Raw genomic sequence first — 14,300 nt, 5'->3', positions numbered from 1 at the left:
GTTTTTCCGTCGTTCACTTGAACCGGATGGTCTCCAGGTTCATCGGCGCCCTGGTCTCCACATTGAACTTCTTGTAGATGGCCGAGGCCAGTTCGAGGCACTTGTGCTCCTCGCCGTGACCGATGACTATCCTCTCCGGTCTGGGGTCCAGGCTAGCGATGTAGTTGATGAGCTGCCTCCGATCGGAGTGGCCGGAGAAACCGTCGACGATCTCCACGTTCATGCGGAACTCCACGGTGATGCTCTTGCCCTTGTCCTGTAAGTTCAGTTCCTTAACGCCTCTCTGGATCTTTCGACCGATGGTCCCTTCGGCCTGATATCCTACGAAGACCAGGGTCTGGCTGGGATCGCTGGCCCAGGCCTTGACGTACTCCATGACCGGTCCGCCGTTCATCATTCCGCTGGTGGCGAGAACTATGCACGGTTCAGGATCATGGGTTATGTTCTCCCTCATACTCGAACTGTCCACCCGTTTGAAGATGTCACTGAGGAAGGGGTTCTGTCCCATCTGGAATATCTGGGTGCGCAATTGGCTGTTGAGATATTCCGGATACGCCGTATGGATGGCCGTAGCCTCCCATATGCTGCCATCCAGGTATACTGGCACCTTATCAACCTTTCCGGTGCGCATCAGTTCCTCGATGACCAGCATGACCTCTTGGGAACGTCCGACAGTGAAGACCGGGACGACGATCTTGCCCTTGCGCTGCATTATGGCTCGCTCGATTATACCCTTGAGCTGCGTCGCGGCATCTACCCGGCTAGGCTGGATGTCGTTGAAGCCTCCGTAGGTGGATTCAATGATCAAGGTCTCCAATCGCGGAAACTTGTTGGTGGTGGCGTTGAACAACCAGCTGCGCTCATACTTCATATCTCCCGTGAAGGCAACGTTATACAGACCATCCCCGATATGGAAATGGCAGACCGCGGAACCAAGAATGTGCCCGGCGTTCTGCATCGTCAACCGTATGTCGGAAGCAATATCGGTCGTCTCACCATACTTCAGGGTGATGCAGTGTTTGACCATCTCGCGTATGTGCTTGGACTCGTACTCTGATTTGTTGGACTCACCGTGGGACACCTTGATGCTATCGATGAGGCTCAGGGACATCAGGTCCCTGGTCGGGGGCGTACAATACACCGGGCCGTCATAACCGTACTTGAAGAGCGTCGGCAGCAATCCACAGTGGTCAAGATGAGCGTGGGTGATCACAACGGCGTCCAGCTGGTCAAGTGGCTGGAACTCCGGGGCGGTGAAGTAAGGTTTACTGCTGCTGCTGGAAGGGTCCATGCCGCAGTCGATAAGGATCTTACTGTCTCTGGTGGAAAGCAGGGTGGCGGAACGTCCGACCTCGCGGTACCCTCCCAGGCAGGTCATTCGGATCCAGCCTTCCCCCTCATATTTGGATTGGGCCAATTTCTTACCGATCTTGCGCAGGAAATCCTTGCGTTCCGCACTGACCTCACGCAGATAAGCGCGGGTCTCGGAGACGGTCTTGGATGGGATGGGTGGGGCTCTAACGACCTTCGGCGCCCAGCCCACCTCCTTCTTGATCTCGTTGAGGATGGAGCCCTGCTTTCCGATGACCAGCCCGGGGGCTATGGCCTCTATGGTCACCTCTCCGGTGTCGTCATCGAAATAGATGTCCGTGATCTGTGCTTCTTCCGGAATGATCTCGCGAAGCCTCTTTTCCACGGTTTTCGAATCCGCAAGCAACGAAGCATCGGGGCGGATCGCCACTCGGCGCCTCAATCCCTGCGCCAACTGTCTTATCATGTCGTTGCCGGAGGCAAAAGCCTCCATATCCTTGGTGTAAATGACCACTACTGGGCCCTCAAAATCAATAGAAGATATGTTGATCTCTGGAGGTACTATCTTCCTGACCTGTTCTCGGGCATCCTCGAGAATTCTTTCTGCGCTCATGAAGTTCACTTTACGAAATGTATAACAGAAAATGTGTTAAGAAAGGGGTTTAGTTGGGGTGGGGGATGTTGATCCCCATACGCGAAGCCCTCTTGGAGATCTCTTCCTGAGACACCGCGACGTATCCGTCCTTGGTGATGGTAATGATATCAACACCGTCGCCGCTGGCAGAGTCCCTCTTCATAGCCGCGTTCAGGGCTCGTATCGCTAGGTTGATGGCCTCGTCCAGGGTGATATCCTTCTTGTAATGGTCCTCAAGGACACCATAGGCGAATAGGGAACCGGAACCGACGCTGACATAATGATCAGGTATCGAACCGCCCGCCGCATCCAGGGAATAGACGTGTCCTCCTTCTCGGTCGTAACCGCCCACGATCAGACCCACGTAGTAATAACCGTATGCGCCACCGCCCCTTCTCAGAATGTTAGAGGTCAATGTGGCCGCGGCCTTCACGCTCATGGAGGTGGTCCTCTTCAACTTGTAAAGCTCCACCTCTGCCCTCAGGTATCGTGCCATGACCTGGGCGTCTCCAACCAGTCCAGCGGTGGTCATGCCCAGATTGGTATCGATCTTGAATACCTTTTGGACCTCTTTGTGAGCGATAATGTTACCCATGGTAGCCCGATGCTCGGACGCCATGACTACGCCGTCTGCGTTGACTATACCTAATGTGGTAGTGCCAGTCTTCATATTCTCCATACGAATCATATCCTCCAAAACGGTAAAAGTGAATGATATGGAATAACTTGTGCTCAATTGACACGATTATATATAAGGATTTTCCCAATATTCGGAGGTATCAAAGCTTACTTCTGGCTCGACCCTTCCGATGACCTCTCGGGAACATTTTCGTCCCTATAATAGTGGTCGATCAATATACTCGCTCCCCAACCCAACGCAAAACCGGCCAAGGCTCCGGTGAGGGTGCGCAAAGGATTGCTGGACTCGTAATCGCTTATGGCCTGCAATCCGCCATCCAATGCCATGGGCACTAAAAATAGCGCCAGTATGGTCCATGAGACCTTGCGTCGCACACCCAGATATATGCTCACGCCGGTCATCAATCCTATCAATATTCCCAGGTCCCGAGCGCATACTGGCATCTGATTGTCGTTCAGCACGTAGGATCTGGAGAGCTGTTGATGACAGTTCACATCCCCTATCAGATAAACTAAGCGCTGCGGCATTGGTACGGTCTGCAATTCCTTCCAATTGTCCACCACTCCTATGCTCCCGCCGAGGTCGGGAACCGAGCTTTCTGGTAAGGTCAGAGGGGAAACGACGACGCTGGTCAAGGAGATGGCCATAACGACCAACAGCAAGGTCATCAGCCGCTCCGCGGACATTGGCCTCATGGTATTGCCGCTACTGTACCGGTCCTTCTTAATCCTTATCCGAAATTATGAAATAAGAACTTTATATTTCGAACGATTCAGTGTTGACATGGTCAAAATGCCCGAAGAACTGAAGAGGCTCGCCGATTTTCACGGACACCTAGGTCCCTATGTTCTGCTGGGCTACAGAATGGGGAAGATCGCTCGTTCGTACTTCCCAGGCAAGTTCTTCGCCACGTTCTTCACTGGCACCGAACCTCCGGTCTCCTGCCTCATCGACGGTGTGCAGTTCTCTTCCCGGTGCACTTTGGGAAAGGGCAATCTTGGGGTGAAGGAAGGAGGTAGGCCAGTTGTACGTTTCTATGATGGTCTAAGGTCCATGGAGATCTCCCCTTTGGATACCGTGCAAAAGAGGATCGATATGACCAACGGCTACGAGGCCGGAGAGAAACTGTCCCTGGAACTGAATGACCTCAGCGACCTGGAGCTCCTCATAGTCAGAGAAGGTGGAACAGAAAGGTCTGACCGCATAGTGAAGCTGTAAGAAACATCAGTAAGGCCACATATCCTCTGACCGCATAGGTTCGAAGACATTCTCCTCTACCATCATAGCCATCCAAGTTGCTAGTGAAATAGTTCACTAACAACGCCAGCTGCACCACATATATGGAGGCCACGGCCATGATGCATTCCTTCTCTCCACCCATCATCCCCATTATGCCACTGGTGAGCCCTATGATGGCCGGGGCGAAGAACAGGCTTGTGGAGTTCATCATCTCTACGACCGAGCGTAGATTCTCCCGTATGTGCCTCTTGGTCCTGTCCATATCATTCTGGCATTGGGCCAGGTTTATGGCTACTTTCCCCGCCCCTTGGTGGTCCTCCTTGGCGCATTCCATGACCGTCAAGTAGCTCTGGTGCAGTTCCGGGCTCCTTTCCCGGAGATATCTGTCATCCTTCAACGACTGTATCAGTGAGATCCTCCCGGTACGGGTGGCATGCAGCATCCTCAGACCCCATTCGGAGAACGCACCTTCTTCCATCAGCACCACATCGTGAAAAGAGGCTTCCAGGTCCTGCCCGCCCATCATGGCGTTCCCCAGACGGTAAAGCCCGTCGATGAACGATCGGGTGTGTCCCTTGTCCGCCTTTTCATTCTTTCCTCCCCCGTTCGAATACAGAGCGAACAATGCAATACACAGCCCCACCAGTATGGATGCTGTTATGGAGCCGAAGGCCACGATACCGGTGGTGGCAACAGATACGGCGACCAGGGCCATCGCCACCGTCCTCCTACGTACGGTGAACATACCATTTTCATTTCGACTGAGCGGGTTGCGCCCTAGCATGGCTCTCACATAAAGCAGGGTCACCGTCGGCACCAGGACAAGAAGCACAATGGCCAGTGATATTGTGTTCATAACCCCTCCGTCCGTAGGAAGGCTGGATCCCAGGCCGATCATGGGGATGAGGGAGAAAAGCATCACCGGTGCCAATACTCCGAAGGCGAACACCAGCATCACCGGGAAGGAGAGCGACCCCACGTATCGTTCGCAAGCCTCTCGCAGATTATCGAGGACCAAAGAGTTCGCTTGGTCCAAGAGGCGGTCCCTACCTTCCTCGGCCGATTCATCCTCCGCCGCCAATATCAGATGCAGGGACCGGCGCAATCCTTCGTTCACTCCATCCAAGGTCGCGGTCCAGGCGGACAGACCCCGCCTCAGGTCCTGCACCTCTCCGGTCAACGCCTTCCATACCATTCGCGCCAATGACGCCTGCAGGGCTCCGGAGCCACTGCGTGACCCCACCTCCAAAGCTCTTTCCAGCGAGGGGGAGCGATTCATGCTCATGGTCATGGCCCCGATGACCGCCGGTGAATCCAACAGAAAAGTGCGTTGTTCGGTAAGATAATGTCGTCCAGGCAATGAAAGCCTGTAGGCCGGGAAAATGAAAGGCAGTATCATCGGGCTGATGGCCACGAGGCTAAAGGGGTAAGGGAGGACCACCACCATCAGCATTCCTAAAGGTATCATGGTCCCCAGGCACCACAACATGAGGTTGAAGGTTCGCAGGACGTAATCATCCAATCTATAGCCTTCACGACGAATGAGGTCCAACGTTCCCGGGCTTACCTTCACTGGATACATCCTTCGGAACACGTCAGGAACGGTATGGGAAATGGATGGTAGTCGGAACCATGGTTCGGACACGTTCTCACCTCTCTCTGAGGAAAGAGGCGAAGGCCGCGGGCAGGTCCATGGTTTCATGATCTCGATGTTGCCAAAGGAACTCGTTGGCCGACATCACGCTCGATGGGGAGAGGTAGGTGGGGTCATCGCTAGCGAACTGAAGCAGCAACCGGCGAAGTTCCACGCGCGTCCGCAAGTTCTGCATACCCTCTTCATAGCTCATGCCCCATCCGGAAGAGATCCGCTTGACGAGGGGGATCACCCTGTCGCATAGATGGTATCCGCCGTCGTAGGTCAGCATAGGTAGGAAATCCAGGCCTTCGTCCGTTCTGACCACTTCGGCCACCTCGGTCACTCGCCGTACCTGGCCCAGTCCTCCGCCCGGGCGTATCAGACCCATGGTGATGATGACATCGGTCGAAGCGAAGGAGGCTTCCGGTATTCCAAGTTCGTTGACCACTCGATCGTGCACCTCCTGCGCTCCATCGCCGTGGATGGTGCCCAGTACTGACGAGCCAGCCTTTCCGGTCCGCATGCTTTCGTATAAGGTCATGGCCTCTCGCCCACGGACCTCGCCGACCACTATGGCCGATTCGCCCAAGCGCAATGAAACGCGTAATGCCTCTTCCGCAGCCTCGGTCCGGTCCTGGTCCTTGGCTGGTTCCACTAAAATCGACTGGGCCTTGAAGCCCAAGGCCTGCAATGAACGGACCGGCACTTCCCGAGTGTCCTCAATTACCAGGATGCGCTGGTCCACCGGAAATTCGAAGAGCAGGGATGACAGCAAGGAGGATTTTCCAGATCCCCTGGCCCCGCATACCAGGATCGATGCTCGTCCATCCACTAGGAAGGAAAGCAATCCGGCCACGACCTCGTCCATGGCACCGCAGCTCGCCAGGCGGAGGAGCGTCCAAGGTTTGTCCGATCGCCTGCGTAGCGCCAAGGCCAGTCCGTCAGGGCTGAGGGGAGGGCGAAGGGCCGTGGCCCTGACCTGGTTTTCGCCCAGCTCCGTTTCCAGTATGGGGTTGGAGCGGGAGAAAGGTCTTCCCGAACGGTACTTCAGGCGACTGACCAGTCCGGTCATCTCATTCTCCGACACGATCAAATTGGTCTCGCAACGCCCGAACACGTGCCCCGGTCCAGCTTGGTTCAATGTCAAATACACACGCGTCTGCTGGCACGGCGCGTCAACGTAAATGTCCTCCACCCTAGGGTCCCGAAGCAGAACATCAAGGACGCCCAAACCCAAGGTGTTGCGTTCCACAGCATCCAAGAACTCCTCCTGCTGGTCTGGTTCGAGGTCCACGGTCTGGACCACCGATTGCACATGGGCCTTCAGCTCCATGTCTCCTCCTCGGAAATCTTTCGGAGGGAACGACCTGACCTTCAGAATGGAGTCAGCTATCTTCCTCTGCATTTCGACGCTCACCAAATGCTCCCAGGGGAACAGGCAGTATCGGTGACGCAGACCGGAAGCATCGGTCATGAGATCGATGCGCCCGCCCAATACCTCGGTCTCATCCACCGCATTCCAACCACGAGGGGCCTCCCTCTCAATCCAGTATCCGGAGAAGGGCGGTCTTATCAATCTGTCACGCCGTAACCACGGAAGGGCATCCTGCAACCTTATCGCCAGGGGATCGGAGGTCAACGTTCACACCTCCCAGGGACCTCGGTGATCCGGAACCTATCCGCGGCCAGGAGCTTCCGTCCCCTACGTCGATCGGCATGTAGGTGGATCAACGCCTCTTCTTGCATCTTCAAACACTCCTTGCACACGGCTCCCTCTCCAAGACAGAAAAGTTCGGTCCTTCCTTCCATGGCCTTATCCAGATATCTCAAGACACGCTCCGTTGACAATGGACGGCGGCAAGGAAGCGAGCGGATGGTGATACGAAAGGTCTCCCAGGCCTTCTCGACCGAGATCAATGACCTCAATGAATCCAATCCTTTCTCGCGTAACCAAACATGATTCTCGCCCCGCAACAGGAAGCTCCTGGTCCCGGGGTTCTTCTCCAGTGCATATCTGAAAGCTGGTAGGCACTTCTCAGTAGGAGCATCATGCGAAACTGGGCAACCGAGGCAATCAAAACACAGGTCCTTTCCGTCCAAGACGAACTCGCAGTTCATTTTAGATGAGGGGATGGGACCTTCGATCGCCCTGGTCCTTGGAATCTTCACTACCTTCGCCATGTTCTTCCCGGTGGGAGCACCGCCAGTGAAGGTATTTTGGTTGACGGTTAATCGTAGGCTACGTCGCCAGGGGGATTAATATGCGAGCAGTCGATTCCGTGATATGGAACTCCTCGCCCCGGTGGGATCGCAGGAAGCGCTGAAGGCCGCCATCGCCGGTGGAGCGGACGCGGTATACCTGGGTGGGAAGGACTTCGGGGCCCGTAGGTTCGCCAGCAACTTCGACGATCGTCAATTGGCCGGCGCCATAAAGCTCACGCACGATCACGGAATGAGAACGTATGTTACCGTCAACACCCTCATTAAGGAGACGGAACTGGCCGAAGCGTTCTCCTTTGTGGAGATGCTTGACCGACTGGAAGCTGACGCCGTCATCGTGCAAGACCGCGGCCTAATGTCCCTGATAAAGGATCGTTTATCGATACCGGTGCATGCCTCCACCCAGATGGGTATTCATAGTCTCGATGGAGCGCAATGGGCCAAAGAACAGGGTCTCGAGAGGATCATCCTTGCAAGAGAGCTGGACCGGGAACAAGTGCAGGCCCTGGCCGAGAGTTCTCCGATCGGCGTCGAGGTGTTCATTCATGGAGCTCTCTGTTACTGCTTCTCCGGGCAATGCCTTTTTTCCAGCTTCCTGGGCGGTCGTTCCGGGAATAGGGGAGCTTGCGCCCAACCCTGTCGGAAGCGGTACTCCATGCCCCGGCGGGAAGGGTATCTGCTCAGTACGGCGGACACCTTCGGCGTGGAGGCCGTACCGGATCTAATGCGGGCCGGCGTATGCTCTCTGAAGATCGAGGGCCGAATGCGTTCACCCATGTACGTGTACCTGACATCCAAGATATACTCCCAGGTCATCCGACGGGCCAGGTCTGGAGAGAGACCATTGCTCACCGAGAGAGAGAAGGAATTACTGGAGGTGGTCTTCAACCGGGGATTCGCCGGCGGTTATCTTCTCGATAAGGATGTGATGCAGACCGCTTTCCCGGAGTCGAGGGGGAGACCTATCGGGCTGGCGTCAGTGAGTGGCGGAAAGGTCCGGATGGCGAAGGGCATGCTGGAAGCCGGTGATGGCATCAGCCTATACCTCGGCGACGAAAAGGTCGGCGGCTTCGATCTTCGACCATCCGACCTTGTTGGGTCCGATGTCATCGCCTCCCCGCCCTTCGGGATGAGGGATGGTGAATATCGTGTCTACAAGACCAAGGACCGCGAGTTCTCAGGTTTTGATGATCTCATCAATAGGCACAAGTTCAAGGAAGCGCCGGCGGAAAGGATGACGGTCGAGATCCCCTCCAAACGGCTCCGCCGGAAGGAGGTATCGAGCGAACTTTCATTCTATGTTTCCAGTATGGCGGTCCTTAGGGCAGTTCTTCCTTACGCCGATCGAATATATTACGACGGTAACAAGCAGGCGGAAGAGGCCGAGGTCCTATGTCAGGACGAAGGGAAGGAGTTCGTCCTCATGCTTCCCCGCTTGTCCTGGAACGACCGACCGGTGAACGCCGGTTCAGTAATGGTGAACACCGTTGACCAGTTCCATAGGCACCGCCACCTACGATGTTACGGTTCCTATCATATGAACGTCTTCAACAGCTTCACTGTCCCAAATATGCATCAATGGACACTGTCTCCGGAACTCAACCAGGAGGAGATATTCCAGCTATTGGCCCGCTCAGATCAGAGGGCGGAGGTGATGGTGTTCGGGCGAGTGGAACTGATGCTGAGCCGCGACCCGACCTTGGACGAGGGGACTTTGACGGACGAAAGGGGCGTACGTTATCCCGTTCATCGGGACCAGGAAGGTTTCGTGCATATCCTGCACAGCACCGACCTTCTGCTGCTGGACAAGGTGCCAGAGCTCAATGCCATGGGGGTCGATTCATTGGGCATCGACGTGCGTCGCAGACATCCCGATCTGGCGGCGTTCGTCGCCAAGAGCTTCAGGGAGATTGACATTGAGGTGATGGAAGAGATGCGGCGCAAATGCGGACGCAGTAGCCTAGGCCATTATCGCAAAGGGGTCTTCTAGGTAAGTTACAGTTATCACACGATTATAGACCCTCACCCGCTCTGACAAGATTCGTGCGAGCAAGAAAGGGGAGGTGCATGGGGACCGAGGGTGTAGGCGGTTTCCTAGAGTCGATACTGGGGGTCATGGTGGTCATCACGGCATCATCCGTGTTCCTGGTGATGCTCTCGGCCGGGTCAGTGAATTTCCTTGACGATCAGATCGATAGATCGGAACTTCTCGATTCGCTACAGATGCAAGAACTTTGGCCGAAAGATGGTCGGGGGCTTGATATGGGGTATATACAAGCCAAGTCCGCCGATGAGATGCTCCTTCCCGATGGGGTTCATGGCGTTCTATTGACCTATAGGCTCATGGGCGCTAATGATACCTTATTGATCTTAGGTCACCAGCCCCCCTCCGACCGGGATGTTGTGGCCCAACGCTCCCCAGCATTATTGATGGTCGCCGGTCATTCCTTGTCGGGTGTGGTGGAGGTGCAGTCATGGTGATATCCAGGGACCAGAGGGGGATGGCGGTGCTGATGGACGCGATGTTGTTCCTGGTGGTGTTGTCGGTATTGAGCGCGTTCCTTCTCATGCCTGGAAATGATGTTTCATCGGAACGAACGAACGAAACGGCGAGAACGTTCCATTCTGTCATGCTGGCCGGAGAAATACCCTATAACGATGGCAGTGCATTGTCACAGACATCCTTGGAAATGTATCTGATCATGATCTCACATGATGCTTCCTTCCCATCTTCATTCACCTTGGAAATAATTGAAAGCGCGGTCAACGACACTCTGCTTGAGATCAAGAACATGGGAATGAAAGCCTGGTGGGTATTGACGGTGGGGGGTGAAGACCTGATCTTCGGTACGCCCTTTGACGACGGGTCGCTCTCCCTCTTCACCGACCTACGTTCGTTAAGCACCGAGGGAACGGTCGTATCCTGTTCCTTGACCATTGCCGGTTAGAGTACCTTACCCACCTTTTCCCTGGCCAATTTGGTTGAGCGTTCCTGCTCTAGAAAGGTAAAAACCATGGCCAGGACAAGGGAGCCGAACATGATGTATAAACGTCCCTCTCCCAGTCCCACGTCCTCGTTAATCAGTTCCAATACGACGAAGATGGCACCTATCGCGCTAAAAATGTACATCAGGTAGCCGAAGATGGACATGGGGACCACGATGATCGCACATTCATTGCCACAGAGCAGGCAATCACCATGATGGTACCACGATCTCGGTCGAAGGTCCTTGCACTGGCCGCAGTAGCAGAACTTCACGTCATTGGATGACGTTCGTCACTTAAAAGATGTCGCTCTCAGGTCATTCCAGTCTGTTCATGCTCACGATCCCAAACTGAATCAGGAAGGGTCATGTAAAGGTCCTCTGGCTCCTTGATCTGGGGGCGATCGTCTAGCATTCTTTGAATGGTATCCCAGTTCAAAGACCAATAGAAAATGCGCCAATTGCGCCCAGATACCAGCTGGGTCTCTTCCCATCTGGTGCCCAATATCTTCATGTCCTGGAGGAAATAGAAAAGTCGGCGGTCGTCATGGTCCAAGGCATTATCTATGATCTCGTCGTGATAACCAAAAAAGTTCAGAACGCGTAGGGCAACCTCATCCGCGATCGGGCTCGTAACACCAATGGTCTTTTCCAATATCCTCACTAGAGAATCATGTCCTAAAAACGGTTTCAATATTTTACACCGTGTTACACCTTACATCTCCCGGTTTATATACGTTGGTAATTGTCCACAAATCTAACATGATTTAGGTAAAAAGGGGCCAGATTTTTATTAATACGAATGAGCGATAACCTTCCTTGCCTTGAACGGGCAAAGGGACCTTAATGATAATCGATTCCATCAACACGGTCATCATCGACCTCATTAACAACACCGGATACGTAGGTGTGTTCCTGGCCATGCTGGTCGAGGGAGTGTTCACTCCCATTCCGAGCGAGTTGATAATGCCTTTCGCCGGGTATGTAGCCTATACAGGGGAATTGAACTTTTTCCTGGTCATCCTGATAGGTTCCCTCGGCGCGGTCGTGGGGTCCTTCATAGCCTACCTCTTGGCATACCACCTGGGCCGGCCGATATTGGACCGTTATGGTCGATTCTTCGGATTGGACGAGAAAAAGATGGAATCAGCAGAAAATTGGTTCAAGAAGTGGGGTGTGTGGGGGATCTTCATTGGACACTCCATGCCTGGTATACGATCCATCATCTCATTCCCCGCAGGTCTGGCGAAAATGGATCGGGTCAAGTTCGTGATCTTCACATTCTTCGGGGCGCTGGTGTGGAACACCGTGCTGGTATCGGCCGGTTATTACCTGGGAGAGAACTGGATACAGTTCTGGGAAGGGACCGACGGTCTGGATTATGTGATCCTGGGAGGTTTGGCCGTGGTGTTGGTAGGGTACTTCCTCTACTCGAGGAGGAAAAAGGCCAAGGTCATTCGATCATCAAACAACGAATGATGTCCTGCCGTGAAATCATGCCTTTAAGTACGCCCCGCTCCAGCACGGGCACGCTGCGCAGCTTGAACTCCACCATATAATCGGCGGCCTTTGATATGGGATCCTCCGGTGAGACGTAGACGGTGGCCGTGTGCATGATATCGGCCGCGTTATTGCTATACAACTTCATGAAACGGCCAGTGGTGACATGGAGGCCAGCGCTGAACGCTCTCAACAGATCCAATTTGCTGACAACACCTACCATCTTCTGTCCGTCCAGGACCGGGAAGCTGTTGAAATCGTACTGCTCGAACATCTCTTTGAGCTTCTTCAGGTCAGTGTCAGGGGTGACAGTGACCACATCCTTTGTCATACTGTCCTTAACGCTCACGCGGGCGATGTGATGTTCCATGGAATTCCAGTCACTTAACGGTATTAGCTCGATATTGAACTATCGTCGATCATGAGCATATGTTCGGATGTTCGATGATCCGTGGAGCGGACGATCAGGTGAAACGGTTTAATGGACCGTCGCGGATATGCCCTCCATGGCCAACGGTCCGGAGGATAGCTGGGGAGAATTCAGGTCAAAGGTGAACGGCCCGTGCCCCGGTTGCCCGCGAGATCGATCCAAATTGCCAATATCGTTACCCAGGCGGGCAGACCCTTCCAAAGTGGATTTTCTCATCGTGTCGCAGGAACCGGGCCATTGGCTGCGATCGCTGGCCTCGAACGAGGCCGTGGAGTCTAAACTGGTGGAACTGTGCCGGAACGGCGAACCTTCCGACGAGGTAAAGAAGGCCAACCCTCTCAGCAAGGTGGTGCAGTTGTTCGGGAGGTTCGATCCGACCGGGGACAGAACTTACTGGACCCACGCTCTCAAGTGCGTACCGGTAACCAGTGACCGGGACGTCAACAAGGAGTGGCGCAAGGCGGCGACAAAATGTCAAGAGCATTTCATTGCCGAACTGCATCTGCTCGGCAAGGACGAACTGAACGTCATCGCCTTCGGGAAGTACGCTTTGGAGATGTGCTTGAGCGTGTTCGACGGGCAGAACATCGACCAGGAGCTGAGCATCAGTGAGTTCATGCAGTCGTCCAAGTTCCCGCTGACCTACAAGTTCAGGTTCAAGGACGGGACCTCTAAGAACGTTAAGCTCTTCGTATTCACCAATCCCTCGGCCGAGGTGGTCAAGGTCAAGAAGAGCGGAGGGAAGATGACCACTGAAGAGATCCAGGTGCTGGAGTCAGAGCGTATACGCCAAATAATCCAAAACAAATTTTCGAGATAGAACGATGCGAACGATAGATCATCATCTACGGACCATACAATTAACGGTCGTTCCAATGGAACTGCCGGTCGTCTAAAACCGTAAACTGCTATTTTTCCTACGATTAACTATTCGATACCGCCCTCATTGGTAAATACCGAATTCGGTTTATCCCTGTTAGGGCGTTTCTATTTCCGACTATCTCATTCAAAATATCGTAGCATCCGCAAATTTGGGCACAGAGCTCGACCTCAGCACACTTGCCGTCAATCTATCAGGGGCGGAATATGACCCCCAGGTCTTCCCGGGTTTGGTCTTTCGATTGAAGGACCCAAAGACCGCGACCCTTCTCTTCAGAAGTGGAAAGATGGTCTGCACCGGAGCCAAGACCCTGGAACAGGTCAAACGCGCCATCGAAACGGTGGTTATGAACGTAAGGAAGACCGGTGTTAAGATCGCTGGCTCACCCACGTTCGAGGTTCAGAACATTGTCGCTTCAGCCGATCTCGGACAGCCCATCAACCTCACCGCGGTGGTCATCACCTTGGGTTTGGAGAACGTGGAGTACGAACCAGAGGTGTTCCCCGGACTGGTCTACCGATTGAGCGATCCGAAGGTGGTCATCCTTCTCTTCGGTTCCGGAAAGCTGGTATGCACCGGGGCGCGCAAACCAGATAATATCAAGGCCGCCATTGAAAAGATCTCGGAAGAGCTACGCTCGGCCGATCTTCTGCATTAAGGCGCGGGGAATTGATGGCCGAGGTTCGATCTCACGACGTTGAGCTTTGATGAGCGAATGATGAGTTGAAACGCTTGAAGGAAGGATACCTTTCAGCGCACCATTCCCTTCACGATGGAAAATACCCTCCATCTGATCTTTTTTCTGTACTGCTTATCTTCTCACGCC

16 protein-coding genes are annotated in these 14,300 nt (G+C 54.2%); 7 read left to right on the top strand and 9 right to left on the bottom strand.

What is annotated here, in order from left to right:
- Positions 1 to 13 precede the first annotated feature (13 nt).
- The 3 genes from VMW85_00510 to VMW85_00500 all read right to left on the bottom strand — a co-directional run bounded on the left by VMW85_00510 (position 14) and on the right by VMW85_00500 (position 3,271).
- Complete coding sequence (locus VMW85_00510; GenBank protein HUT26517.1) at positions 14 to 1,924, bottom strand: beta-CASP ribonuclease aCPSF1; 1,911 nt, start codon at positions 1,922 to 1,924, stop codon at positions 14 to 16.
- Positions 1,925 to 1,973: 49 nt separating this feature from the next.
- The gene (psmB, locus tag VMW85_00505) at positions 1,974 to 2,624 is read right to left on the bottom strand and encodes an archaeal proteasome endopeptidase complex subunit beta (GenBank protein ID HUT26516.1); all 651 of its coding nucleotides are present in this window, start codon (positions 2,622 to 2,624) and stop codon (positions 1,974 to 1,976) included.
- Between the two features lie 107 nt (positions 2,625 to 2,731).
- The gene (locus VMW85_00500; protein ID HUT26515.1) at positions 2,732 to 3,271 is read right to left on the bottom strand and encodes a DUF2085 domain-containing protein; all 540 of its coding nucleotides are present in this window, start codon (positions 3,269 to 3,271) and stop codon (positions 2,732 to 2,734) included.
- Positions 3,272 to 3,377: 106 nt separating this feature from the next.
- Between VMW85_00500 and VMW85_00495 the strand changes: the two genes are divergently transcribed.
- Positions 3,378 to 3,803 (top strand): formylmethanofuran dehydrogenase subunit E family protein, encoded by a 426-nt coding sequence (locus VMW85_00495; protein HUT26514.1) that lies wholly within the window; start codon positions 3,378 to 3,380, stop codon positions 3,801 to 3,803.
- On the opposite strand, the gene VMW85_00490 is transcribed toward VMW85_00495, so the two are convergent.
- The 3 genes from VMW85_00490 to VMW85_00480 are packed head-to-tail and all read right to left on the bottom strand — an operon-like array spanning position 3,757 to position 7,641.
- On the bottom strand, positions 3,757 to 5,469 hold the full coding sequence (locus VMW85_00490; protein ID HUT26513.1) for a hypothetical protein: 1,713 nt from the start codon (positions 5,467 to 5,469) through the stop codon (positions 3,757 to 3,759). The two genes, VMW85_00495 and VMW85_00490, sit on opposite strands and share 47 nt — an antisense overlap.
- A 4-nt stretch (positions 5,470 to 5,473) precedes the next feature.
- Positions 5,474 to 7,099: a type II/IV secretion system ATPase subunit gene (locus VMW85_00485; protein HUT26512.1), complete on the bottom strand. Its 1,626-nt coding sequence runs from the start codon at positions 7,097 to 7,099 to the stop codon at positions 5,474 to 5,476.
- The gene (locus tag VMW85_00480) at positions 7,096 to 7,641 is read right to left on the bottom strand and encodes a hypothetical protein (GenBank protein HUT26511.1); all 546 of its coding nucleotides are present in this window, start codon (positions 7,639 to 7,641) and stop codon (positions 7,096 to 7,098) included. Before VMW85_00480 ends, VMW85_00485 begins: the two co-directional genes overlap by 4 nt.
- A gap of 103 nt (positions 7,642 to 7,744) precedes the next feature.
- Between VMW85_00480 and VMW85_00475 the strand changes: the two genes are divergently transcribed.
- The 3 genes from VMW85_00475 to VMW85_00465 are packed head-to-tail and all read left to right on the top strand — an operon-like array spanning position 7,745 to position 10,628.
- Positions 7,745 to 9,670: a U32 family peptidase gene (locus VMW85_00475; protein ID HUT26510.1), complete on the top strand. Its 1,926-nt coding sequence runs from the start codon at positions 7,745 to 7,747 to the stop codon at positions 9,668 to 9,670.
- Positions 9,671 to 9,723: 53 nt separating this feature from the next.
- A complete protein-coding gene (locus VMW85_00470) occupies positions 9,724 to 10,161 on the top strand; it encodes a hypothetical protein (GenBank protein HUT26509.1) in 438 nt (145 codons plus the stop codon).
- On the top strand, positions 10,155 to 10,628 hold the full coding sequence (locus tag VMW85_00465; protein ID HUT26508.1) for a hypothetical protein: 474 nt from the start codon (positions 10,155 to 10,157) through the stop codon (positions 10,626 to 10,628). The genes VMW85_00470 and VMW85_00465 overlap by 7 nt, the downstream gene beginning before the upstream one ends.
- Here VMW85_00465 and VMW85_00460 read toward each other — a convergent pair.
- Together VMW85_00460 and VMW85_00455 are read right to left on the bottom strand one after the other, a co-directional pair.
- A complete protein-coding gene (locus tag VMW85_00460) occupies positions 10,625 to 10,939 on the bottom strand; it encodes a hypothetical protein (protein ID HUT26507.1) in 315 nt (104 codons plus the stop codon). The genes VMW85_00465 and VMW85_00460 overlap by 4 nt on opposite strands.
- A 38-nt stretch (positions 10,940 to 10,977) precedes the next feature.
- Positions 10,978 to 11,328 carry a DUF6015 family protein gene (locus VMW85_00455; protein HUT26506.1) on the bottom strand — a complete coding sequence of 117 codons (351 nt, stop codon included), beginning with the start codon at positions 11,326 to 11,328 and terminating at the stop codon, positions 10,978 to 10,980.
- A gap of 182 nt (positions 11,329 to 11,510) precedes the next feature.
- Here VMW85_00455 and VMW85_00450 point away from each other — a divergent pair, with 182 nt between their 5' ends.
- Entirely contained in the window at positions 11,511 to 12,143 is a 633-nt protein-coding gene (locus tag VMW85_00450; protein ID HUT26505.1) for a DedA family protein, read from the top strand.
- Here VMW85_00450 and VMW85_00445 read toward each other — a convergent pair.
- Positions 12,118 to 12,534: a CBS domain-containing protein gene (locus VMW85_00445; GenBank protein ID HUT26504.1), complete on the bottom strand. Its 417-nt coding sequence runs from the start codon at positions 12,532 to 12,534 to the stop codon at positions 12,118 to 12,120. The two genes, VMW85_00450 and VMW85_00445, sit on opposite strands and share 26 nt — an antisense overlap.
- 277 nt (positions 12,535 to 12,811) lie before the next feature.
- On the opposite strand from VMW85_00445, the gene VMW85_00440 reads away from it, so the two are divergent.
- Both VMW85_00440 and VMW85_00435 read left to right on the top strand, forming a co-directional pair.
- On the top strand, positions 12,812 to 13,414 hold the full coding sequence (locus VMW85_00440; GenBank protein HUT26503.1) for a hypothetical protein: 603 nt from the start codon (positions 12,812 to 12,814) through the stop codon (positions 13,412 to 13,414).
- A gap of 169 nt (positions 13,415 to 13,583) precedes the next feature.
- Positions 13,584 to 14,132: a TATA-box-binding protein gene (locus VMW85_00435; GenBank protein ID HUT26502.1), complete on the top strand. Its 549-nt coding sequence runs from the start codon at positions 13,584 to 13,586 to the stop codon at positions 14,130 to 14,132.
- The last annotated feature ends 168 nt before the right edge of the window (positions 14,133 to 14,300 follow it).

This window comes from Methanomassiliicoccales archaeon, from assembly GCA_035527755.1.
GTDB lineage: Archaea > Thermoplasmatota > Thermoplasmata > Methanomassiliicoccales > UBA472 > UBA472.
The sequence above is the reverse complement of the archived record's forward strand: the minus strand, read 5'-3'. Positions and strand labels throughout refer to the sequence as shown.

What these genes read in the sequence shown, in the direction of transcription:
- VMW85_00510 (HUT26517.1), bottom strand. Translation starts at nt 1,924, where the DNA reads ATGAGCGCAGAAAGAATTCTCGAGGATGCCCGAGAACAGGTCAGGAAG.
- psmB (HUT26516.1), bottom strand. Translation starts at nt 2,624, where the DNA reads ATGGAGAATATGAAGACTGGCACTACCACATTAGGTATAGTCAACGCA.
- VMW85_00500 (HUT26515.1), bottom strand. Translation starts at nt 3,271, where the DNA reads ATGTCCGCGGAGCGGCTGATGACCTTGCTGTTGGTCGTTATGGCCATC.
- VMW85_00495 (HUT26514.1), top strand. Translation starts at nt 3,378, where the DNA reads ATGCCCGAAGAACTGAAGAGGCTCGCCGATTTTCACGGACACCTAGGT.
- VMW85_00480 (HUT26511.1), bottom strand. Translation starts at nt 7,641, where the DNA reads ATGGCGAAGGTAGTGAAGATTCCAAGGACCAGGGCGATCGAAGGTCCC.
- VMW85_00475 (HUT26510.1), top strand. Translation starts at nt 7,745, where the DNA reads ATGGAACTCCTCGCCCCGGTGGGATCGCAGGAAGCGCTGAAGGCCGCC.
- VMW85_00465 (HUT26508.1), top strand. Translation starts at nt 10,155, where the DNA reads ATGGTGATATCCAGGGACCAGAGGGGGATGGCGGTGCTGATGGACGCG.
- VMW85_00450 (HUT26505.1), top strand. Translation starts at nt 11,511, where the DNA reads ATGATAATCGATTCCATCAACACGGTCATCATCGACCTCATTAACAAC.
- VMW85_00445 (HUT26504.1), bottom strand. Translation starts at nt 12,534, where the DNA reads ATGGAACATCACATCGCCCGCGTGAGCGTTAAGGACAGTATGACAAAG.